The sequence below is a fragment of the Bacillus changyiensis genome (assembly GCF_027706145.1).
Classification (GTDB): Bacteria; Bacillota; Bacilli; order Bacillales; family Bacillaceae; genus Bacillus; species Bacillus changyiensis.
On record NZ_JAQFWW010000001.1, the window covers coordinates 212331 to 233582 of the forward strand.

The window sequence follows — 21252 nt, forward strand, 5'->3', positions numbered from 1 at the left end:
GAAGGAAGATCATGCGTAAAACCTCAATAAAAGAAGTCGTATTTCAGCATTTAAAAGATCATTTGTCAATCTATTTATTTGTTTCTGTGCTATTTTTAATGGGTGTGATTTTCGGAGCCATCATTGTCAACAGTATGACAATCGGTCAAAAAGAAGATTTGTTTTATTATTTAAATCAATTTTTTGGACATCTCTCAGAAGGTAAAGCGGCTAGTTCTAAGGAGATGTTTGTGCAAAGTTTACTGCATAATGCGAAGTATTTAGGGTTGATGTGGATTCTTGGAATTTCGATTATCGGGTTGCCCATCATTTTTATTATGGTTTTTTTAAAAGGAATTGTTGTTGGTTTTACAGTCGGTTTTTTAGTGAATCAAATGGGAATCAACGGGTTTTTTCTGTCGATTGTGTCCGTGCTTCCACAAAATATCCTGTTAATTCCTGCTTATTTGATGGTAGGCACATGTGCGATCGCATTTTCTCTAAAACTAATCAGACAATTGTTTGTCAAACGAGGTATCAATGAAGCCCCTGTTCAATGGTTTGGGAGGTATGTGATAGTGCTTGGTTTGATACTTATCATGGCACTGATCTCTTCTTTCTTTGAAGCATGTCTTTCTCCATTATTAATTGAAAAATTAATGAGCATGTTCAAATGATTAAAATCATTATTAAAAGATACTCATTTTATTTATCAATTTATAATGGTTATAGTTGTTTCTCCTACGTTCGTTTTGTTATAATAGGCTAGTAATGGCGTAGGAGGGAAAGTTAATGGAAAACCGGATTGATCGAATAAAAAAACAATTGCATTCTTCCAGTTATAAACTTACTCCTCAACGTGAGGCTACTGTAAGGGTGCTACTTGAAAATGAGGAAGACCATTTAAGTGCAGAAGATGTATACCTCCTCGTGAAAGAGAAATCTCCTGAGATTGGTCTTGCAACTGTATATCGAACTCTTGAATTATTAACTGAATTAAAAGTAGTGGATAAAATCAATTTTGGTGATGGTGTGTCAAGATATGATCTTCGTAAAGAAGGAGCTGCTCATTTTCATCACCATCTGGTCTGTATGGACTGCGGATCAGTTGTTGAGATTGAAGAGGACTTGCTAGAAGATGTGGAAGCCATCATTGAAAAAGATTGGAAATTTAAAATTAAAGATCACAGGCTGACCTTTCATGGCATTTGTCATAACTGCCAAGAAAAACAAGCGGAGTAGACCCGGAACCCTTTCATTTTTTGAAGGGTTCTTTCTTAAGTATGAAGAATTCAATAGCTTTAAAAACCCTAGTATAATTGGGGGTGTCTAGTAAGTCGATTTTTGACTATTTGATCGCCCTGTTTACGTTTAACAAATGATGATATGGCAGCAATCTTGAATCATAACCTTTAACAGTTTGCTCTTTTCGGACAAGCCCCCATGCTCACAAATATCCAATACAGACGGCCATTATGATCCAACAGTCAACAACCAAAAACTCTTTAATGTTATCTAGCCCTCCGAGACTTGCTATTTTTAAGTGTCTGAAGTTGCTCTATAAGGTTTTCATAAATTATTTTTCGTTGAATGGCTGCTTTAATTAAAAGTACTGGTTTCAAAGACTTTTAACTGAACTGTTCTAAGAAAATCATTAAAACATTGAAAATAATGCTTTACTTTGTGAAGTGGATGTTTTTGATAAATATAACGATATATGGTTGCGGAAGGCCGGATTATTGTATAGAATATTTAAGATAAAGTAGAATATTCTAATTATTTTCAAAAAAAATATTTAAAAAGGGGGGGGAAAGTGAGTGGAAGTTATTCCTTATGATCTAGTCGCAACAAAAATGAATTTTTGGTATACCTCACTAAAGAACAATTGGATAGGAAAAGCCGAGGAAACCAAAAAGGAAGTCAAACAATTGCTTGATAATATGGAAGAGAATCAGGATGCTCTTATCTATTACTCGCTGTTAGAATTTCGGCATAAACTCCAGTTTGACTTTTTATCTGCTAGTTCTGGAGGGAGTCTTGAAGAACGATTTGAGAAGTTTAGAGAGATTAGAAAGAAGAAGAAATTAGAGGGTATGCTTGATTACTATTATCATTTTTTCACAGGGATGTACTATTTCAGGCAAAGAGAATTAATACATGCATTAGATTTTTACAGAAAAGCCGAGCTACAACTTAATTCTTTTCGTTGCGATGAATTAGAAAAAGCTGAGTATTATTACAAAGCATCAGAAGTTTATTATTATATGAAACAGACTTTCTTTTCAATGAATTATGCTAACAATGCATACAGAATTTATCACGATCATGAAAGTTATGGTGAACGTAGAGTTCAGTGTCAATTTATTCTTTCTGGAAATCTAATCGACCGAATGTGTCACGAAAAAGCCTTAGACAATTTACATAACGCCCTTGATGAATCAAACAACCTCGGCTCAGGACATTTAATTGGATCATCACACGTTAACCTTGGAATATGTTATAACGAACTTGAAGAAATTGATAAATCAAGCGATCATCTACAGAAAGCCCTTAAAGTATATAAAGAAGAAAAAAACCCCTTTGAATTAAAAGCATTATTTAATTTGGCTCATGTTAAAATAAAGCAAGCTGAATTAAATAAGGCATTGGATTTATATCTAGAAGGTATAGAATTAGCTAGGAAGTATGAAAAATTTGATGATTTTGCAAAATTAGAGTTACTTAAAGGGCTGTACTTTGACTATGACATGGACTTATTGCGGAAATCGTTTAAGTTTTTCAAGGAAAAAGGTATGTATGCGGACATGGAAGAATACAGTGTTCTTGCTGCAGAAACCTTGGCAGAAAAAGAAAAAGTTCACGATTCTATAGAATTTTATCGTGTTTCAGTTGAAGCAAGAAGACTTATAAAAAGGAGTGGAATAATTCATCATGAAGACTAAATTTTTAATTTGTGCTACAGTGATAATAGGTATAGTAGGATTGTTCAGTTACCAATCTGTTCAAGCCAATAACTCATCTTATAAGATTGCTGATAGAGTAGCAGCTTAAATAGCGCAAATATTATATGTGTGTCTTTTAACTGTGAGATTTTGAGTGTTCAATCACTTTCAATTCTGATCCGTTTAAATCGTCCATATGATAAATGAAGCCCAACTCTTATGAGAAGGGTTTTTTTGTATCCTGTTTAAATAGCTTGCCAAACAACGAGGTCTGAATTTATGTATCTTTTCAATAGTTGTTAGATTGGATTTTAAAAAATAAACCAATTTATTAACTTTATGTTAAAATTATTCATATTATCTTTATATTGTTATATACAGAAAGGACTTGTGATGATGGGTAATTTATATGAGCCATTAAGTGTTTGGAAAAAGAATTTCACATTTCTCTTTTTTTCTAAGGTCATCAAAATCTCGGCTGATAGCTTTGCATTCTACTCGATTTTGTGGTTTTTAATTTTTAGTGGAAAAGGAGCAATTGGCACGTCTTTATTACTTGCTGTTACCTTTCTTCCTGAAGCTTTGTTGGGACCGGTGACAGGACCTCTAATGAAAAGAAGTAATTTGAAATTTTGGATGTATTTCTCTGACTTAACAAGAGCAGTGATTGTTCTCTCGATTCCAATTAGTTATTTTAACGGCTTCTCACCTATGTGGTTTATTATGAGCCTCATGGTCATCTATTCAGCAACAGGAGCAACATATCATCCTGCATCAATTACCCTCATTCCACAAATTGTTCATCCAAAGTTCATGCAAAAAGCGAATGCGATTCTCCAGTCTTCCTCGGAAATTGTGAAGCTTGGGACTGTTACACTGTGTGGGTTTCTTCTGACTTTAATCGGTCCAGCACCGATAATGATCGTTTCTTTTATACTTTATATGATCTCTGGCATTTTTGTTCTTTATATCAAGTATCAAATAAAACAGCAATCTATTGAACATGAAACTGAGAAAAAAAGAGGTACATATAAGGAAAGATTAAAAAGGGGGTTCACTTTAGTTAGGCATCATAATATTTTATTTCCTTTAGCTATCTACTGTCTTTTTATGAATTTAGCAGCTGCTCCTTGGGAAGCGCTATCGGCAGTCTATATATCAGAAGATTTAAATGGGACACCATTTATTCACTCACTTTTGAAGGCTACAACAACCACAGGAGCTTTTTTGCTCGGGTTTATTCTTGCTAAGGTGAAGATTACTAGGTACGGACTCCTCTTTATAATAGCGGGAATGATTGAAGGGACAGCTTATTTTACAACAGGACTATTTACAATTTTACCACTTGTCTTCCTTGCAGCTTTTGCATTCGGTGCAGCATTAAGTTCAATTAATGTTCCAGAATACACAATTATTCAAAAATCTGTAGATGGAGATGATCAGCCGCAAGTATTTGCTGTCATACAGATGATTGGACGTTGTGCTTTTCCACTAGGTTCAATTATCTCTGGGTATGCAGCAGTCACATTTGGAGCTGGTAAGGTGATTGCGGTAGGTGGTTTAATTGAACTTCTCGCAGGTCTTGGAATTTTGTTGTTCACACAGCTGGCAAAGGCTCAAGAATCAGATCTTATCAAGGAAAAAAAGTCAAGTGCTGAAATGTAAAGTTCACCGACTGTTTATTGGAAAAAGGAATCCGGTTTTTGGAGATATTTTGATGACACAATTTAATTTCGGTAGCAAGTATATTATTATAGATCTTGAAAAACAAGTGAAGCCCAACTCTTATGAGAAGGGTTTTTTTCATTAGACTTATCATGCAGCACGACGAGCAACACGTTTTTCCAAGTTGCTACTCATTTTTCCTACGTCCCTTTGTAGTGTTGGTTTTCATAACCCTCCCAAATCAATGGGGGAAATACGTAAATCTACAATGCATACAGTTTATCAGCGTTTCTATGGTTTTTGTCAATGCTATATAAAGCGTATTTCGCTTTATATGATAGAATAAAAAGATCAATATACTAGAAAAAAAGGTGAGATGATGAATGTTATTGAATTGCGCCGTGATTTTCATCGACATCCAGAGGTAGGATTTACTGAATTCCGTACGGCGAGTAAGATTGTTGGAATCCTGCAATCTTTAGGCTATCAAGTATTATATGGTGATGATGCAATGGAAGCTGATGTCCGTTTTGGCGTTCCTTCAGAACAAGTGTTAAAAGATACATATGAAAACGCTGTAAATGATCTAGATGAACAGGCTGGCCTTTCAAGGATGAAAGGGGGGATAACAGCGATTGTCGGTATTTTGCAGGGGCATGTTGAAGGACCGACAGTTGCTTATCGATTTGATATCGATGCTCTGCCTGTCCCAGAAAGTGATGAGATTGATCATGCTCCTGCACAGTTACATTTTCGTTCACACCACCAAGGTGTCATGCATGCTTGTGGACATGATGGACATACTGCAATTGGCTTAGCATTTGCTGAAAATATGGCAGATAAAAATTTTGCAGGAACATTAAAACTGATTTTTCAACCTGCTGAAGAGGGTGGCCGTGGAGCATACGCGATGGTGAAAAAAGAAGTCGTTGATGATGTTGACCGTCTCTTCTGTTTTCATCTTGGCATGGGGCTTCCTTCAGGGGAGATCAGTGCCGGTGTTGTCGATTTTCTTGCTTCAACAAAATTGAAGGCGTTTTTTAAAGGTATACCATCACATGCAGGGTGTGCCCCTGAACAAGGTCGGCATGCATTAGTAGGTGCAGCAACAGCACTTTTAAATATTCAAGCATTACCACGCTACAGCACTGCCGCTACACGAATTAATGTAGGGACACTGCATGGGGGAAACTCTGTCAATATTATTCCCGCTTATGCTGAAATGGAATTGGAGACTCGTTCTACCTCTCTTGAGGTGAATGAAGAATTAGAACAACGCGTTCGCAAAATCATTGAACATAGTGCCATGATGCACGATTTAGAGTATGGCATTGAAGTGATTGGTAAAACAACGATTGCTCATTGTGATTCAGACATGATGACATTAGTAGAAGAAGAAGCTGAATCAATGGCAGACATTAAACATGTAAGGAAATATCACTCGTTTGGTGCTGGAGAAGATGCTACATTTTTCATGAACCGTGTTCAAAAAATGGGTGGTCAAGCAACTTATATGGTGATTGGCTCTTCGCTAAAGGCACCACATCACCATGAAAAATTTGATCTTGATGAAGAGGTTCTGCCTGTTGCTGTTCAGCTTCTCACACGACTGGCCAAAAGAACGCTTCAATAAAGGAAGGAGGGTATTATGCAAGATATTGTTCAAACCATTCAATCATTAGGGTTTAGCCAATATGAAGCAAAGGCTTACCTTTCTTTAGTTCGCCAAGGGACGGCAAGTGCCTACCAAGTTAGTAAAGAATCAGGCATCCCTAGAGCGCGAATATATGAAATTTTAAAAGGGCTTGAAGAAAAAGGTATTGTGATGAAAGAAGAAAAAAATGAAGGGATTCACTATTCATCATTACCAGTCGATGTATTTTTAGAATCTTTGCAAACAAGATGGAATCATACGTATCAATCATTAAGCCATACATTAAAATATTTAGAAAAAACTGAACCTGTAGTAGACAACAGGGTGATGACACTCAAAGGGGAAAGCCATATTCTAGCTTTTTGTCGGACGCTATTAAAAAAGGCAGAAAAAAGAGTTGTTGTTTCTTTATGGGACAAGATGTATGAGAATCTCGAACAAGAGTTAAAAGATACTGAGTGTGATTTAAAAGGGATTGTTTTTCAAAAGGAAAATCCACTTTCAGGGCTGGATACTCACCGAAAAACAAACTATGTAGAAAATATTGGCGAGAACAAGTGGTTCATTTTGTCCATTGATGCACGGGAAATGATATACGGCCCTGCTCTTGAAGAAAGGGAAACAGCATTTTACACTGATGACCCCGTACATATCTATTTGTTGGAGAATTATATTTGGCATGATGTCCTTGTCAATCGGCTAGTTAAAAAAGAAAAAGATGATATTGAAAATTGGATATCAAATGAAAGGGATATCTTTTTTCAGAACAAGTAAGTCCTTTATCAACATAGTCAAGGGGGAATTGCGAGACTCCTGCGGGGTCTCGCAGATCGCCCGCGTCACGATTTTTGTTTATCCACAGACACCCCTTTTGAATAAAAGAGTGTCCACCTTTGCTCTTCGCTATTGAAACACTGTTTTATTTCACCACCTTTAAACAAATACTTTCTCCGTTTCTCACCTCGCCACTTACACGATCTCTGGTAATGTGAAACTATTTTTAAATAGAATGGATCATACCAATCAAAGATGCGAATGTTCAAAAAATACATTTACAGGTGAAGAAACTTTAGTTACTATTTGTGTAGTGACTAAAAATGAGTTGTGTAAAAAGGGGGTTTCCAAATGGAGTACATCGATTTATCTACTCTTTTATTGCTGATGTGCTTTGGTTTTCTAGCAGCTTTTATTGATTCTGTCGTAGGAGGAGGCGGGTTGATTTCTATTCCAGCCTTATTATTTGTTGGGCTTCCACCCCAAGTAGCGATCGCTACTAACAAACTAGCTAGTACAATGGGAGCTTTGACAAGTACCATTACTTTTATTAGATCAGGCAAAGTTCATTTCCAAGTCATTTCCAAACTATTTCCTTTGGTATTTGTGGGCTCTTTAGCAGGTGCTCTAACTGTCCATTTTATTTCGTCTGAATTGTTAAAACCGCTCGTTTTCATCCTGTTAATCATTGTGACAATCTATACGATATTTAAGAAAAACTGGGGAACTGAATCTACATATCGAAAACTTACAATAAAAAAATATATTCTATTTGCCACAATCATATGTTTAATTGGTTTTTACGACGGCTTTTTGGGAGCGGGCACTGGATCGTTTATGATGTTTGCTTTTCTCATAATAGGGTTCGATTTTTTACAATCTGCAGGAAATGCGAAGTTTTTAAACTTTGGCAGTAATATCGCGGCATTGATCATGTTTATGTTTCTGGGGACAGTCAATTATTCATACGGTATTCCAATGGGATTGTCGATGATCTTGGGTGCTTTAGTCGGCTCCAATTTTGCGATCAAAAAGGGAGTCAACTATGTGAAAGTCCTATTTATTTTTGTGACCGTTTTATTAATAGGTAAAAATGTTGTCGACTATATTTATAAAGGCTGACAGTTGTACATTGCCCAAGTTTTTTAACCTTCTTGCGTATAAAACTTGTCTCATTTGGCATAAGTTTTAATAATCGAATGAAAAGAAGGGGCTAAAATCGTGATGAAAATACTGAAAACAGCTGTTGATATGATCAAGGTGTTTCTGCTGTTTACCGGTTTTACCGTCTTGTTTTATTATGCTATGATATGGATAAATTCAGAGTATGAAAACTATCATCGGTATGACCAACCTGATGGAGCTGCAATCAAGGTTGCTTCACTAGAAGAGGACGAACAGCGCAGCTGGTTTGACAGGTTAATCTTTTTTTATTTGAACGGGGAGTAGGATAGTGTGAAAGTTCATATTAAAGATTTTATCCACTATGCCGTGGTGGAACGGGGACTTTCCCATAATACGGTGGTCAGTTATGAACGGGATTTGCTTAGCTATGTTACCTATTTAGAAGAAATAGAACATCTGTCATCTGTAGATCAGGTGACAAGACTGCATATCATTCAATTTTTAAAACATTTGCAAGATGCCGGGAAGTCAGGGAAAACAATTGTCAGACATCTTGCTTCCATTCGCGCTTTTCATCAATTTTTGCTGAGGGAAAAAGTGGCGAACCAAGATCCATCCATCCATATTGAATCGCAAAAAACAGAGCGGACGTTGCCCAAGGTGTTGTCATTAGAAGAGGTCGAAACCCTTCTTAACACTCCAAAGCTGACGAGTCCGTTCGGCTATCGTGATAAGGCGATGTTGGAATTATTGTATGCGACAGGGGTTCGGGTTAGTGAGATGATCGAATTAAAGCTATCTGATGTCCATTTATCAATGGGCTTTATTCGCTGTTTCGGAAAAGGGAGAAAAGAGCGGATTGTCCCGCTTGGAGAAGCGGCATCACATGCTGTGGAAGAATATCTTTCAAAGGCGAGGGGGAAACTCCTGAAGAAAAATACAGAAAATGCCTTGTTTTTAAATCATCATGGCAAACAGATCAGTCGGCAGGGATTTTGGAAGAACTTAAAGAAAATAGCGTTGGAAGCGGGGATTCAAAAAGAATTGACTCCGCACACATTGAGACATTCATTTGCTACACATTTGCTTGAAAATGGAGCGGATTTGCGGGCAGTTCAGGAAATGCTTGGACATGCCGATATCTCAACGACACAAATTTATACACATGTAACGAAAACAAGATTAAAAGATGTCTACAAAAAGTATCATCCCCGTGCTTAGGCACGGTTTTTTCAATAGCGGGAAGTTTCTCACTATTTTCCTTCGTATTGCCAAGATCTATGTAAACGGTTTATACTTTTTATAGCGGGATTTTGTTTTTTTATGTCAAACAAGAAAAAAAGGAGGCCATCAAATGCCTGCATATCAATATCACCGCATTTTTTTAATTGTGATGGATTCTGTTGGAATCGGCGAAGCGCCGGATGCTGAAAAATTCAATGATAAAGGTGCCGATACATTAGGGCACATTGCCGAACATATGGGGGGGCTTAACCTGCCAAACATGGCAAAACTCGGACTTAGCCATATCCGTGAGATTAAAGGAGTACAGAAAGCTGAAAAGCCGCTTGCTTATTATGGAAAAATGCAAGAAGCTTCAAATGGAAAAGATACGATGACAGGACATTGGGAAATTATGGGTCTTTACATAGATAAGCCATTCCAAGTGTTTCCCGACGGTTTTCCTGATGAACTGATCAATGAATTGGAAAAGAGATCGGGAAGAAAAGTAATCGGGAACAAGCCTGCTTCTGGAACAGCGATTTTAGATGAATTAGGTAAAGAACATATGGAAACAGGGGCGCTTATCGTTTATACATCAGCAGACTCTGTCTTGCAAATTGCTGCTCATGAAGAGATTGTGCCACTTGATGAACTTTATAAAATTTGTGAAATCGCGCGCGAGCTCACACTTGATGAAAAGTATATGGTTGGTCGCGTCATTGCAAGACCGTTTGTCGGACAACCAGGTCAATTTAAACGAACACCTAACCGCCATGACTATGCCTTAAAACCGTTTGAACGAACTGTGATGAACGAAATGAAAGATGATCACTTTGATGTGATTGCGATCGGTAAAATCTCCGATATTTATGATGGTGAAGGGATTACTGAAGCACTTAGAACGACATCTAATATGGACGGAATGGACAAGCTGATTCAAACATTTGATCAAGACTTTACCGGCATCAGCTTTGTGAACCTCGTTGATTTTGATGCACTATTTGGACACCGTCGTGATCCTGAAGGGTACGGAAAAGCACTCGAAGAATTTGATGCAAGACTTCCGGAAGTTTTCGAAAAAATGCGTGAAGACGATTTATTAATGATCACGGCTGATCATGGGAATGATCCGATTCACCATGGGACAGACCACACAAGGGAATTTGTTCCACTTCTCGTTTACAGCAAAAAACATACACAACCGTCTGAACTTCCGCTTGCTGATACATTTGCCGATATCGGCGCTACCATTGCCGATAATTTTAAAACGAACATGCCAAAGTACGGAAAAAGCTTTTTAGGCCTGCTTAAATAGGAGGAAAACAGGTGAAAGAAATGATTAGAAATGCTGCAGATTATGTGAAAAGTAAGATCAAGCATAAACCTGTAGTCGGTTTGATATTGGGGTCAGGCCTCGGGGTGCTTGCCGATGAAATAAAAGATGCTGTTCAAATCAAATATGAAGATATTCCGGGATTTCCGGTTTCTACTGTGGAAGGTCATGCTGGTCAGCTTGTGATCGGAACACTTGAAAATGTTCAGGTTGTTGCAATGCAAGGACGTTTCCATTATTATGAAGGCTATTCACTCGATAAAGTCACATTTCCTGTTCGAGTCATGAAAGAACTTGGTGGTTCGACTTTAATCGTGACCAATGCCGCTGGTGGTGTTAACGAATCCTACCAGCCGGGTGACTTGATGGTTATCTCGGATCATATCAACCACATGGGCACAAACCCATTGATTGGTCCAAATGATTCAACGCTCGGTGTCAGATTTCCTGATATGTCTGTGGCTTATGATAAAGAGTTACGAGAATTGGCCAAAAAAACAGCTGAAGAATTGAACATCAACATACAAGTTGGTGTGTATACAGCCGTTTCAGGCCCGACATATGAAACACCGGCTGAAGTTCGTTTTCTGAGAACGATCGGTTCAGATGCGGTTGGTATGTCAACCGTCCCTGAAGTCATTGTTGCTAGACATGCAGGACTTCGCGTGCTAGGAATTTCTTGTATTTCAAATGCGGCTGCAGGGATTTTGAATCAACCGCTATCACATGATGAAGTGATAGAAGTAACCGAAAAAGTGAAATCGGACTTTTTGCAGCTCGTCACAATGATAGTCGCGAAAATTAGATAAAAGAACTAAAAGTGAAAGCCAATATATCTAGCTCCTTAGTGAGCATGGATATATTGGTTTTTTTGATGATGAAATTTATACCAATAGAACCGTATAAATCCATTATGATTGGAAAAAATAAAAAGGATTACGAAATGGAGGTCTGGCTGATGAAACATCTTTTACCCAAATTGCTGATTTTTATGATCATCCTACTAACAGCACCGTCAGCGTTTGCTGAAGAAGAAACGAAACAGAACACTTCTGAGCTTGCTCATGAAGCGAAATCTGCTGTTTTGCTCGAACGGGACTCAGGAAAAGTTATGTATGATAAAAACAGTCATGAGAAACTTCCGCCAGCCAGCATGACAAAGGTCATGACCATGCTGCTGATTATGGAAGCCCTTGATGAAGGTAAGATTAAAATGAAAGATAAAGTCAGAACGAGTGAATACGCAGCTTCAATGGGAGGCTCGCAAATTTTTCTTGAACCTGGTGAAGAAATGACTGTTGAAGAGATGTTAAAAGGAATTGCAATTGGTTCAGGAAATGATGCTTCTGTCGCAATGGCTGAGCATATTGCCGGCTCTGAAGAAGAATTTGTGGGAAGAATGAATGAAAAAGCGGCAGAATTAGGTCTTAAAGATACGTCTTTTCAAAATACGACAGGACTTCCGGAAAAAGGCCACTACAGTACAGCTTATGATATGGCTATCATGGCAAAGGAGCTTTTAAAATATGATAAAATCACGAAGTTTACCGGAACATATGAAGGCTATCTAAGAGAAAACACAGACAAAAAGTTTTGGCTTGTCAACACAAACCGCCTCGTTAAATTTTACCCAGGGGTTGACGGGGTAAAAACAGGCTTCACAAATGAAGCAAAGTACTGTTTAACAGCTTCTGCGAAAAAAGGTAACATGCGGGTTATTGCTGTTGTGTTTGGGGCTAGTACACCAAAAGAACGAAATGGTCAAATTACGAAAATGCTTGATTATGCATTTAGTCAATATCAAACACATCCAATGTATAAGCGGAATCAAATCATCTCATCAATGAAAGTCAATAAGGGACAAAACAAAAAAATCAATCTTGTCACATCAGAACCGATTTCTCTTTTAACGAAAAAAGGAGAAAATGTTGAATCTGTCAAAAAAGAGATCAAGCAAAAGGGCGATATCCATGCTCCAGTCAAAAAAGGAACCGAACTTGGTACACTTATTCTGAAAAAAGACGGGAAAGTGTTACAGGAAAGCCCGCTTGTTGCTGAAAACGATATGGATCAGGCAGACACATGGACATTGTTTAAACGGACAATCTCCGACTGGACAAAATGGAATGAATAATGCCGAACAATCACTAGTTTTGTCATCGTGAAGGAATTTAGAAAGTCCGAATCGAAACTACTCATAATCCGATATCAATCAAGGAGGAATGAGGATGAGCCTCGGAATCGATTTCAATGTCAAAGAATCTGTGCTTTGTATTCGGCTGACAGGTGAACTTGACCATCATACAGCAGAAGCTTTGCGAAAAAAAGTCAACGAACATTTGCAGAAAAACAAAATTTGCCACATTGTCTTAAACCTTGGAGAATTATCATTTATGGATAGTTCAGGGCTGGGCGTTGTCTTGGGAAGATATAAGGAAATTAAACAGCTTGGCGGAGAAATGATCGTCTGTGCGATTTCTCCGTCAGTCAAGCGTTTATTTGATATGTCAGGTCTGTTTAAGATTATCCGCCTTGAACAATCAGAACAGCATGCCTTAGAAACTCTGGGGGTGGCCTCATGAAAAATGAGATGAGTATTCAGTTTTCAGCACTCAGTCAAAATGAATCATTTGCGAGGGTGACAGTTGCTGCTTTTATCGCCCAGCTTGACCCGACGATGGATGAGTTAACGGAAATTAAAACGGTTGTGTCAGAAGCGGTTACCAATGCAATTATACACGGATATGAAAACACAGGCAGAGGAAACGTCTATATTTCTGTTACATTAGAGGACCATCTTGTCCATTTAACCATTCGTGATGAAGGAATCGGTATTACTGATTTGGAAGAAGCCCGTCAACCTTTATTCACGACAAAGCCTGAGCTTGAAAGATCAGGAATGGGCTTTACCATTATGGAAAATTTTATGGATAGCATCTCGATTACCTCGTCACCTGAAATGGGGACCACAATACACTTAACAAAGCACTTATCAAAAAGCAAAGCGCTTTGCAATTAAGGGAGATTTGTTATGGATGTGGAGGTTAAAAAGGAAAATCAGAACACTCAGCTTAAAGACCATGAAGTCAAAGAATTGATTAAAAATAGTCAGAATGGCGACCAAAGAGCAAGAGACCTCCTCATAGAAAAAAACATGCGTCTTGTTTGGTCTGTCGTTCAGCGCTTTTTGAATAGAGGCTATGAACCTGATGATCTCTTTCAAATCGGTTGTATCGGTTTACTGAAATCGGTTGATAAATTTGACTTGTCTTATGATGTGCGGTTTTCGACTTATGCTGTGCCGATGATCATCGGTGAAATTCAACGGTTTATTAGAGATGATGGGACAGTCAAAGTTAGCCGATCACTCAAAGAGTTAGGCAATAAAATCAGAAAGGCAAAAGATGAGCTTTCAAAGTCAAATGGTCGAATACCAACTGTTCAGGAAATCGCTGACTATTTAGAAATCAGTTCAGAAGAAGTTGTAATGGCTCAAGAAGCCGTTCGTTCGCCATCATCTATTCATGAAACAGTCTATGAAAACGATGGAGATCCAATTACACTACTTGACCAGATTGCAGATCAATCAGAAGAAAAATGGTTTGATAAAATTGCTTTAAAAGAAGCGATCAAAGATTTGGATGAAAGGGAAAAACTGATTGTTTACTTAAGGTATTACAAAGACAAGACGCAATCAGAAGTAGCCGAACGTCTTAGCATATCACAGGTACAAGTATCAAGGCTTGAGAAAAAAATCTTACAGCAAATCAAAAGTAAAATGGATCATCATGAACAATAGAAGCTGCCGGTATTGTGTCCGGTAGCTTTCTTTTTTTATATAAAAAACATATGGTAAATTACGGTTATTTCCATCTGGTGGAATGATAAATGAACTGAACTACATACTACAACTATAACCATCGTATAGGAAGTGACTAGAGATGGAACGCCAAGTTTTTATTAGACTCCGCCACCGTCTTCAGGCTGATCCAAATGAATATATTACGCTAGGGAATATTGCACAGGTGGCAGGTGACCGCAAGTACAAAGAAAAGCTTGAACAGTTGTTTGTCTACCAAGTCAGTCCATCAGATCAAAACATGGTGGTGTTAGATGTCATAAAGGTCATCGAAATCATTCATCAATCATTTCCAGATCTTGATGTTCAAACGGTTGGTAGTTCAGAAACGATTGTAGAAGTTCATTATTCGAAAAAAGGATTATCACCTGTTTTTTTCATCGCGGTCTGGCTGTTATTGTTTATTGGTGCTGGCCTAGCGGTTATGAATTTTCATGAAGATGTCAGTATGAGAGAAGTACATATTCGGCTCTATGAAATGATTACGGGTGAAGTGGATCACTACCCATATCTTTTGCAAGTTCCCTATAGCATTGGTTTAGGTCTGGGAATGATTTTATTTTTTAACCACTTATTTAAAAAGCGGTTTAATGAAGAACCAAGCCCGCTGGAAGTGGAATTGTTTAAATATCAGCTCGACCTAGACCAGTACGTGGCAATGAATGAAAATAAAGAAACCACAAAGGATCTGCATGACCATTAAGTTGCTTTTTATCAGCTTTCTCGGTCTAGCAGGAGGGGTAGCAGTCGGGTCTGGTTTTGTCGCTTTCCTGACCGTACTAGGAGTGATCCCTAGGTTGATTCAGTTGACAAAAACAAAAACCTATATCCGGGCATATGAATGGGCTGTTATTTTAGGAGCCGTTTTTGGAGGATGGGAAACATTAAACACAGACCGATTTTTCCTCTCAAAATGGTTGCTTATTCCCATTGGTCTTTTTTCAGGTGTTTTTATTGGCATGCTTGCTGCTGCATTGACAGAAGTGTTAAATGTCCTGCCGATTTTAGCAAAACGAATCGGTCTGGCAGATAGAGTTTTAATTCTTTTAATGGCCATTGTACTTGGAAAAATCATTGGATCTTTATTTCAATGGTTCATTTTTGTTCATATTTCTTAGAGGAGGACGCTCATGTCAAGCTTAAAAGATAATTATCAAGCAAAGGTGAAAACATATCAACCTACACCGCCGTATTTTATGAATTGTTTAAAAGCTTTTCTTGTGGGAGGGCTTATTTGTACGATTGGCCAAGCCTTTCAAAATTTTTATATGAACGTGTTTGACTTTGATAAACAAACAGCTGGAAATCCAACGGTTGCAACATTGATCTTAATTTCAGCTCTTTTAACAGGTTTTGGTGTTTACGATCGGATCGGACAGTTTGCTGGTGCTGGTTCAGCTGTGCCAGTTACAGGATTTGCAAATAGTATGGCGAGCGCTGCTCTTGAGCATAAAAGTGAAGGGTTTGTCCTTGGGGTTGGATCAAGTATGTTTAAACTAGCTGGCAGTGTGATCGTCTTTGGTGTTGTTTCGGCTTACATTGTCGGAATGATCCGCTATGCGTTTGATAAGCTTTTTTAGGAGGAAGGCATGATGAAATTAGAAGGTAAACAAACATGGTTGTTCCAAAACCCGCTGTTTGTCAATTCTAGCGGTACAGCAGTTGGACCTAAGGAAAAAAAAGGACCTTTGGGGCACTTGTTTGACAAAACCTATGATGACATGCATTGTGAACAGAACAATTGGGAAATGGCAGAGCGTAAGCTAATGGAAGATGCGATCCAGGTTGCTTTGTCAAAACAACATGTCACAAAAGAAGATATTGATATCTTTTTGGCAGGTGATTTACTCAACCAAAATGTCACGGCCAACTATGTTGCAAGACACTTGAAAATTCCTTTTCTTTGTTTGTTTGGAGCCTGCTCAACATCAATGGAGTCGATAGCTATCGGGTCTGCTCTGATAGATGGCGGATTTGCTAAACGAGTGCTTGCAGCAACAAGCAGCCATAATGCAACAGCTGAAAGACAATTTCGTTTTCCGACAGAATATGGCGGGCAAAAACCAGGCACCATGACATCAACTGTTACAGGAAGTGGTGCAGTGGTGCTCAGTCAGCAGGCAAGTGAAATAAAAATCACAAGTGCGACAGTTGGCAAGGTTATCGACTTGGGGCTTACAGATTCACAGGACATGGGGTCAGCAATGGCACCTGCAGCCGCTGATACCATTAAGCAACATCTCCAAGATCTCGGACGTACTCCTGATGATTATGATTTGATTCTAACTGGAGACCTTTCAGGAGTCGGAAGTCCGATTGTCAAAGACCTTTTAAAAGAAGACGGAATCAATGTCGGAACAAAGCACAATGATTGTGGGCTGCTCATCTATACGCCAGATCAGCAAGTGTTTGCAGGTGGAAGTGGCTGTGCATGTGCAGCTGTCGTTACATTTGGCCATATTTTTCAAGAAATAAAAGCCGGAAGATTAAATAGGGTATTGGTTGTTGCTACAGGAGCACTGTTAAACCCGACCGTAATTCAACAAAAGGAATCGATTCCTAGTATTGCACATGGTGTCGTATTTGAACGAGCCGAAGGGGTGAACTCGTAAAATGGAATATGTGATCGCGTTCATTGTAGGCGGTTTGATTTGTGTGATTGGACAACTCCTCTTGGATGTCTTGAAATTAACGCCGGCCCATGTCATGTCAACTTTTGTCGTGACAGGGGCAATCTTAGATGGCTTTAACATTTACGATCGTTTCATTGATTTCGCAGGAGCGGGTGCAACCGTACCGATTGTCAGCTTTGGGCATTCTCTTTTACACGGAGCAATGCAGAGGTCTGAGGAACACGGTTTAATCGGAATTAGTATGGGAATTTTTGAACTGACGTCTGCCGGTATTTCAGCAGCTATTTTGTTTGCCTTTCTTATCGCCTTAATCTTTAAACCGAAAGGATAAAAACGTAATGACAGTAAAACGAAAGGTTATTTTAGTTACGGATGGGGACATTTATGCTGCAAAAGCCATTGAATATGCTGCCCGACAAATTGGCGGACGCTGTATCTCTCAATCAATGGGGAATCCGAGTGAAAAAAACGGTCCAGAACTAGTAACAATGATCCTTCAAACACCTTATGATCCTGTTTTTGTGATGTTTGATGATTCCGGTTTACCAGGAGAAGGACCAGGAGAAGCAGCAATGAAATATGTCGCATCACATTCTCAAATTGAAGTTCTCGGCGTGATCGCTGTTGCTTCAAAGACCCACCATGCAGAGTGGACACGAATTGATGTTTCCATTGATGCCGAAGGGGAACTAACTGAATTCGGAGTCGATAAGTATGGTGTACAAGAATTTGATGTCAAACGGATGAGTGGTGACACAGTCTATTGTCTTGATCAGCTTGATGTCCCGATTATCGTCGGAATCGGTGATATCGGAAAAATGGCCAGAAAAGACGATGTGAAAAAGGGCTCTCCGATTACAATGAAAGCTGTTGAACTGATTTTAGAAAGGAGCGGGTATGATGAGTGATCAAACAAAAGAAAAAGCAAAAACGAAAACGAAAACGAAAACGAAAACGAAAACGAAAACAAACATATTCCATGATCCTTCTAAGAATGAAGCATATTTTAAAAAGCGGGTTGGTATGGGAGAAAGCTTCGATCTGGGCGTCCGAAAATTTTTCATCCTTGACCGTGAAATCCAGCTTTATTATGTTAACGGATTATGTGATACACAGTACATCATTCATCTTTTAAGAGAATTGGTTCATCTGAATGATCTGGAAAGGCAATCTTCAGAACCAGAAAAAATCGTTGAAAACCGGTTATTAAACCAGCAGGTTTCCAAAGTGGAAACACTTGATGAAGCGGTTGATCAAGTATTGTCTGGTCTTGTCGTTATCATTGTTGAAGAAACCGGATTTGCCTTTGTAGTTGATGTCAGAAGTTACCCAGGAAGAACGCCGGAGGAGCCAGATACAGAAAAAGTCGTTCGTGGAGCAAGGGATGGCTTTGTAGAGAATATTGTGGTCAATACATCTCTTATTAGACGACGTATCAGAGATGAACGGCTCCGCTATAAAATGCTTCATATTGGAGAGCGTTCTAAAACAGATATTTGTCTTTGTTATTTAGAAGATGTTGCAGATTCAGACCTTGTTGACATCTTAAAAAAAGAGATTGAAAATGTGAAAATCGACGGTTTGCCAATGTCAGACAAATCAGTTGAAGAATTTATCGTTGGCCAAGGTTTCAACCCTTTCCCACTGGTCAGATTTACAGAAAGAGCCGATGTTGCAGCGAGCCATATTTTGGAAGGCCATGTAATTATTATTGTTGATACATCACCAAGTGTGATCATTACACCGACTACATTGTTTCATCATGTCCAGCATGCGGAAGAATACAGGCAAACCCCGGCCGTCGGAACCTTTTTAAGGTGGGTACGGTTTTTTGGTATTTTTGCTTCAACCTTTTTGTTGCCGCTCTGGCTCTTATTTGTTATTCAGCCCTCACTTTTGCCTGAAGGACTATCATATATCGGTTTAAACGACAAAAATTATCATATTCCAATCATTATGCAGATTTTTTTAGCCGATCTTGGTGTTGAGTTTTTAAGAATGGCTGCGATCCATACCCCAACTGCACTTTCAACTGCTATGGGCCTAATCGCCGCAGTCTTAATTGGGGACATTGCGATCAATGTCGGGCTATTTTCCCCTGAAGTTATATTGTATGTTGCCCTCTCAGCAATTGGAGCCTACACGACACCGAGTTATGAGTTAAGCTTGGCAAATAAAATGGTGAAACTTGTCATGCTTATTTTAGTTGCCCTTTTTAAAGTAGAAGGATTTATTATCGGCTTAACCATAACCACCTTGGTAATGGCCTCGATCCGTTCATTACGGACACCGTATCTCTGGCCGTTTATACCATTTAACGGTAAAGCATTTTGGAATATTCTCGTGAGGACATCCGTACCTGGAGGGAAAATCAGACCGAGTATTGTTCAACCGAAAAATCGAGAAAGACAACCGTCAAATAGTTAAGATGAGGCTAATTCTTAGTGATTAGCTTCTTTTTCAATTCCATCTGTCGAAATGGTAAATTTGCGGTGAACGAAGATGTGAGAATTTGTGTCAAATTGAAATAACGACCTATTTCTATCAATTGTATTTTTCTGTTATTCTATAAGAAAGCATGTGTTTGACTCATCATTTTTTATGACAATTTTGAATAAATAAAGTGTTTTGGTTTTGATATGAATGCTATAATACATCATATGAATTCGAAAATTAAGGGCAGTGATCCGGACAGTAGATAGAGAAAGAAGGAATGACAATTGTTTTTACACGGGACTAGTAGACAAAATGAAAGAGGACATCTTGAAATCGGTGGTGTCGATGTTTTAACGTTAGCAGAAAAATATGGTACCCCACTTTACGTATATGACGTTGCTTTAATACGCGAACGCGCCAGAAAATTTCAAAAAGCTTTTCAGGAAGCCGGGTTAAAAGCACAGGTCGCGTATGCAAGCAAGGCGTTTTCATCAGTTGCGATGATTCAGCTTGCTGCAGAAGAAGGACTGTCATTGGACGTTGTTTCAGGGGGCGAACTTTTTACAGCCATTCAAGCGGGATTTCCTGTTGAACGTATTCATTTTCATGGGAATAATAAAAGTCCGGCGGAGTTGCAAATGGCACTTCAGCACCAGATTGGCTGTATAGTACTTGATAACTTTCATGAGATTGCGATAACAGAAGAGCTTTGTAAGCGGATGGAACAAACGGTAAACGTTTTGCTAAGAATTACTCCTGGAGTTGAAGCGCATACACATGATTATATAACGACGGGTCAGGAAGATTCAAAATTCGGTTTTGATTTGCACAATGGTCAGGTAGAACAGGCGATTGAAAAAGTTCTTCAGTCCCCTGCTTTTCATTTGCTTGGTGTACACTGTCATATCGGTTCGCAAATCTTTGATACAGCGGGGTTTGTTCTTGCTGCCGATAAAATCTTCGAAAAGCTTACAGAGTGGAGAGAGACATATTCATATGTGCCGAAAGTATTAAACTTGGGCGGTGGCTTTGGCATTCGCTATACGGAAGAGGATGAGCCATTACCTGCAGATTTTTATGTAGAAAAAATTATTGAAGCCGTTAAAACAAATGCGGAGCATTTTGGCTTTGAGATCCCTGAAATCTGGATTGAACCTGGCAGGTCTCTCGTTGGAGATGCAGGCACGACACTTTATACAATTGGTTCTCAAAAACAAGTTCCGGGAATTCGCAAATATGTGGCAGTAGATGGGGGAATGAATGATAACCTCAGACCAGCCCTTTATGAAGCGAAATATGAGGCGGCAGTGGCGAATAAATTAAATATAGCTTGCGATCAAACAGTATCCATTGCTGGGAAATGCTGTGAGAGTGGTGATATGCTCATTTGGGATTTGGAAGTTCCAGAGGTTTACGATGGTGATCTCTTAGCCGTTTTTTGTACAGGTGCTTATGGTTATAGCATGGCCAATAATTATAACCGCATTCCTCGCCCAGCTGTCGTTTTTGTTGAAGATGGCGAAGCACAGCTTGTCATTCAGAGAGAGACATATGAGGATATTATCAAATTGGATCTTCCACTAAAATCAAAAGTAAAATAAAAAGATATGAAAAACACCTCTTTTATG

General features: G+C 38.7%; 23 protein-coding genes. All 23 read left to right on the forward strand.

What is annotated here, in order from left to right; all coding sequences use genetic code 11:
• Positions 1-11 precede the first annotated feature (11 nt).
• The 23 genes from spoIIM (at position 12) to lysA (ending at position 21225) form a co-directional block, all read left to right on the forward strand.
• Positions 12-656 (forward strand): stage II sporulation protein M, encoded by a 645-nt coding sequence (gene spoIIM, locus PDT38_RS01170; RefSeq protein WP_270798402.1) that lies wholly within the window; start codon positions 12-14, stop codon positions 654-656.
• Between the two features lie 115 nt (positions 657-771).
• Positions 772-1221 carry a ferric iron uptake transcriptional regulator gene (gene fur, locus PDT38_RS01175; RefSeq protein ID WP_270798404.1) on the forward strand — a complete coding sequence of 150 codons (450 nt, stop codon included), beginning with the start codon at positions 772-774 and terminating at the stop codon, positions 1219-1221.
• Between the two features lie 575 nt (positions 1222-1796).
• Positions 1797-2921: a Rap family tetratricopeptide repeat protein gene (locus PDT38_RS01180; RefSeq protein ID WP_270798407.1), complete on the forward strand. Its 1125-nt coding sequence runs from the start codon at positions 1797-1799 to the stop codon at positions 2919-2921.
• A 396-nt stretch (positions 2922-3317) separates the two neighbouring features.
• The gene (locus tag PDT38_RS01185; protein ID WP_270800083.1) at positions 3318-4586 is read left to right on the forward strand and encodes an MFS transporter; all 1269 of its coding nucleotides are present in this window, start codon (positions 3318-3320) and stop codon (positions 4584-4586) included.
• Positions 4587-4962: 376 nt separating this feature from the next.
• Complete coding sequence (locus PDT38_RS01190) at positions 4963-6219, forward strand: amidohydrolase (protein WP_270798409.1); 1257 nt, start codon at positions 4963-4965, stop codon at positions 6217-6219.
• Positions 6220-6234: 15 nt separating this feature from the next.
• Complete coding sequence (locus PDT38_RS01195; RefSeq protein WP_270798411.1) at positions 6235-7014, forward strand: TrmB family transcriptional regulator; 780 nt, start codon at positions 6235-6237, stop codon at positions 7012-7014.
• A 351-nt stretch (positions 7015-7365) separates the two neighbouring features.
• Positions 7366-8136, forward strand: a complete 771-nt coding sequence (locus PDT38_RS01200) for a TSUP family transporter (protein WP_270798413.1) — start codon at positions 7366-7368, stop codon at positions 8134-8136.
• 99 nt (positions 8137-8235) lie between these two features.
• Positions 8236-8463: a YqzK family protein gene (locus PDT38_RS01205; RefSeq protein ID WP_270798414.1), complete on the forward strand. Its 228-nt coding sequence runs from the start codon at positions 8236-8238 to the stop codon at positions 8461-8463.
• Positions 8464-8469: 6 nt separating this feature from the next.
• Positions 8470-9360, forward strand: coding sequence for a site-specific tyrosine recombinase XerD (gene xerD, locus PDT38_RS01210; RefSeq protein WP_270798417.1), 891 nt, complete (start codon positions 8470-8472; stop codon positions 9358-9360).
• A gap of 133 nt (positions 9361-9493) precedes the next feature.
• Positions 9494-10678, forward strand: coding sequence for a phosphopentomutase (gene deoB / locus PDT38_RS01215; protein WP_270798418.1), 1185 nt, complete (start codon positions 9494-9496; stop codon positions 10676-10678).
• A 20-nt stretch (positions 10679-10698) separates the two neighbouring features.
• A complete protein-coding gene (locus PDT38_RS01220; protein WP_270800084.1) occupies positions 10699-11505 on the forward strand; it encodes a purine-nucleoside phosphorylase in 807 nt (268 codons plus the stop codon).
• A 149-nt stretch (positions 11506-11654) separates the two neighbouring features.
• On the forward strand, positions 11655-12830 hold the full coding sequence (locus tag PDT38_RS01225; protein ID WP_270798420.1) for a D-alanyl-D-alanine carboxypeptidase family protein: 1176 nt from the start codon (positions 11655-11657) through the stop codon (positions 12828-12830).
• Positions 12831-12924: 94 nt separating this feature from the next.
• Positions 12925-13278, forward strand: coding sequence for an anti-sigma F factor antagonist (gene spoIIAA, locus PDT38_RS01230; protein WP_270798421.1), 354 nt, complete (start codon positions 12925-12927; stop codon positions 13276-13278).
• Entirely contained in the window at positions 13275-13715 is a 441-nt protein-coding gene (spoIIAB, locus tag PDT38_RS01235; RefSeq protein ID WP_270798422.1) for an anti-sigma F factor, read from the forward strand. The genes spoIIAA and spoIIAB overlap by 4 nt, the downstream gene beginning before the upstream one ends.
• 12 nt (positions 13716-13727) lie before the next feature.
• On the forward strand, positions 13728-14495 hold the full coding sequence (gene sigF, locus PDT38_RS01240) for an RNA polymerase sporulation sigma factor SigF (RefSeq protein WP_270798425.1): 768 nt from the start codon (positions 13728-13730) through the stop codon (positions 14493-14495).
• A gap of 142 nt (positions 14496-14637) precedes the next feature.
• On the forward strand, positions 14638-15258 hold the full coding sequence (locus PDT38_RS01245) for a stage V sporulation protein AA (protein WP_270798426.1): 621 nt from the start codon (positions 14638-14640) through the stop codon (positions 15256-15258).
• Positions 15248-15673 carry a stage V sporulation protein AB gene (locus PDT38_RS01250; protein WP_270798428.1) on the forward strand — a complete coding sequence of 142 codons (426 nt, stop codon included), beginning with the start codon at positions 15248-15250 and terminating at the stop codon, positions 15671-15673. The genes PDT38_RS01245 and PDT38_RS01250 overlap by 11 nt, the downstream gene beginning before the upstream one ends.
• A gap of 12 nt (positions 15674-15685) precedes the next feature.
• Positions 15686-16135, forward strand: coding sequence for a stage V sporulation protein AC (gene spoVAC / locus PDT38_RS01255; RefSeq protein WP_270798429.1), 450 nt, complete (start codon positions 15686-15688; stop codon positions 16133-16135).
• 12 nt (positions 16136-16147) lie between these two features.
• Complete coding sequence (gene spoVAD / locus PDT38_RS01260) at positions 16148-17167, forward strand: stage V sporulation protein AD (protein WP_270798432.1); 1020 nt, start codon at positions 16148-16150, stop codon at positions 17165-17167.
• Position 17168: 1 nt separating this feature from the next.
• Positions 17169-17519, forward strand: coding sequence for a stage V sporulation protein AE (gene spoVAE / locus PDT38_RS01265; RefSeq protein ID WP_270798434.1), 351 nt, complete (start codon positions 17169-17171; stop codon positions 17517-17519).
• A 7-nt stretch (positions 17520-17526) separates the two neighbouring features.
• The gene (locus tag PDT38_RS01270; RefSeq protein WP_270798437.1) at positions 17527-18096 is read left to right on the forward strand and encodes a stage V sporulation protein AE; all 570 of its coding nucleotides are present in this window, start codon (positions 17527-17529) and stop codon (positions 18094-18096) included.
• Entirely contained in the window at positions 18089-19615 is a 1527-nt protein-coding gene (locus PDT38_RS01275; RefSeq protein ID WP_270798440.1) for a spore germination protein, read from the forward strand. Before PDT38_RS01270 ends, PDT38_RS01275 begins: the two co-directional genes overlap by 8 nt.
• A 293-nt stretch (positions 19616-19908) precedes the next feature.
• Complete coding sequence (lysA, locus tag PDT38_RS01280) at positions 19909-21225, forward strand: diaminopimelate decarboxylase (RefSeq protein WP_270798441.1); 1317 nt, start codon at positions 19909-19911, stop codon at positions 21223-21225.
• The last annotated feature ends 27 nt before the right edge of the window (positions 21226-21252 follow it).

Coding starts and splice junctions, on each gene's coding strand:
- deoB (WP_270798418.1), top strand. CDS start 9,494: ATGCCTGCATATCAATATCACCGCATTTTTTTAATTGTGATGGATTCT.
- PDT38_RS01245 (WP_270798426.1), top strand. CDS start 14,638: ATGGAACGCCAAGTTTTTATTAGACTCCGCCACCGTCTTCAGGCTGAT.
- spoIIM (WP_270798402.1), top strand. CDS start 12: ATGCGTAAAACCTCAATAAAAGAAGTCGTATTTCAGCATTTAAAAGAT.
- fur (WP_270798404.1), top strand. CDS start 772: ATGGAAAACCGGATTGATCGAATAAAAAAACAATTGCATTCTTCCAGT.
- PDT38_RS01275 (WP_270798440.1), top strand. CDS start 18,089: ATGAGTGATCAAACAAAAGAAAAAGCAAAAACGAAAACGAAAACGAAA.
- spoVAD (WP_270798432.1), top strand. CDS start 16,148: ATGAAATTAGAAGGTAAACAAACATGGTTGTTCCAAAACCCGCTGTTT.
- PDT38_RS01270 (WP_270798437.1), top strand. CDS start 17,527: ATGACAGTAAAACGAAAGGTTATTTTAGTTACGGATGGGGACATTTAT.
- PDT38_RS01220 (WP_270800084.1), top strand. CDS start 10,699: ATGATTAGAAATGCTGCAGATTATGTGAAAAGTAAGATCAAGCATAAA.
- PDT38_RS01185 (WP_270800083.1), top strand. CDS start 3,318: ATGGGTAATTTATATGAGCCATTAAGTGTTTGGAAAAAGAATTTCACA.
- spoIIAB (WP_270798422.1), top strand. CDS start 13,275: ATGAAAAATGAGATGAGTATTCAGTTTTCAGCACTCAGTCAAAATGAA.
- spoVAE (WP_270798434.1), top strand. CDS start 17,169: ATGGAATATGTGATCGCGTTCATTGTAGGCGGTTTGATTTGTGTGATT.
- PDT38_RS01200 (WP_270798413.1), top strand. CDS start 7,366: ATGGAGTACATCGATTTATCTACTCTTTTATTGCTGATGTGCTTTGGT.
- PDT38_RS01225 (WP_270798420.1), top strand. CDS start 11,655: ATGAAACATCTTTTACCCAAATTGCTGATTTTTATGATCATCCTACTA.
- PDT38_RS01250 (WP_270798428.1), top strand. CDS start 15,248: ATGACCATTAAGTTGCTTTTTATCAGCTTTCTCGGTCTAGCAGGAGGG.
- spoIIAA (WP_270798421.1), top strand. CDS start 12,925: ATGAGCCTCGGAATCGATTTCAATGTCAAAGAATCTGTGCTTTGTATT.
- PDT38_RS01195 (WP_270798411.1), top strand. CDS start 6,235: ATGCAAGATATTGTTCAAACCATTCAATCATTAGGGTTTAGCCAATAT.
- sigF (WP_270798425.1), top strand. CDS start 13,728: ATGGATGTGGAGGTTAAAAAGGAAAATCAGAACACTCAGCTTAAAGAC.
- PDT38_RS01190 (WP_270798409.1), top strand. CDS start 4,963: ATGATGAATGTTATTGAATTGCGCCGTGATTTTCATCGACATCCAGAG.
- spoVAC (WP_270798429.1), top strand. CDS start 15,686: ATGTCAAGCTTAAAAGATAATTATCAAGCAAAGGTGAAAACATATCAA.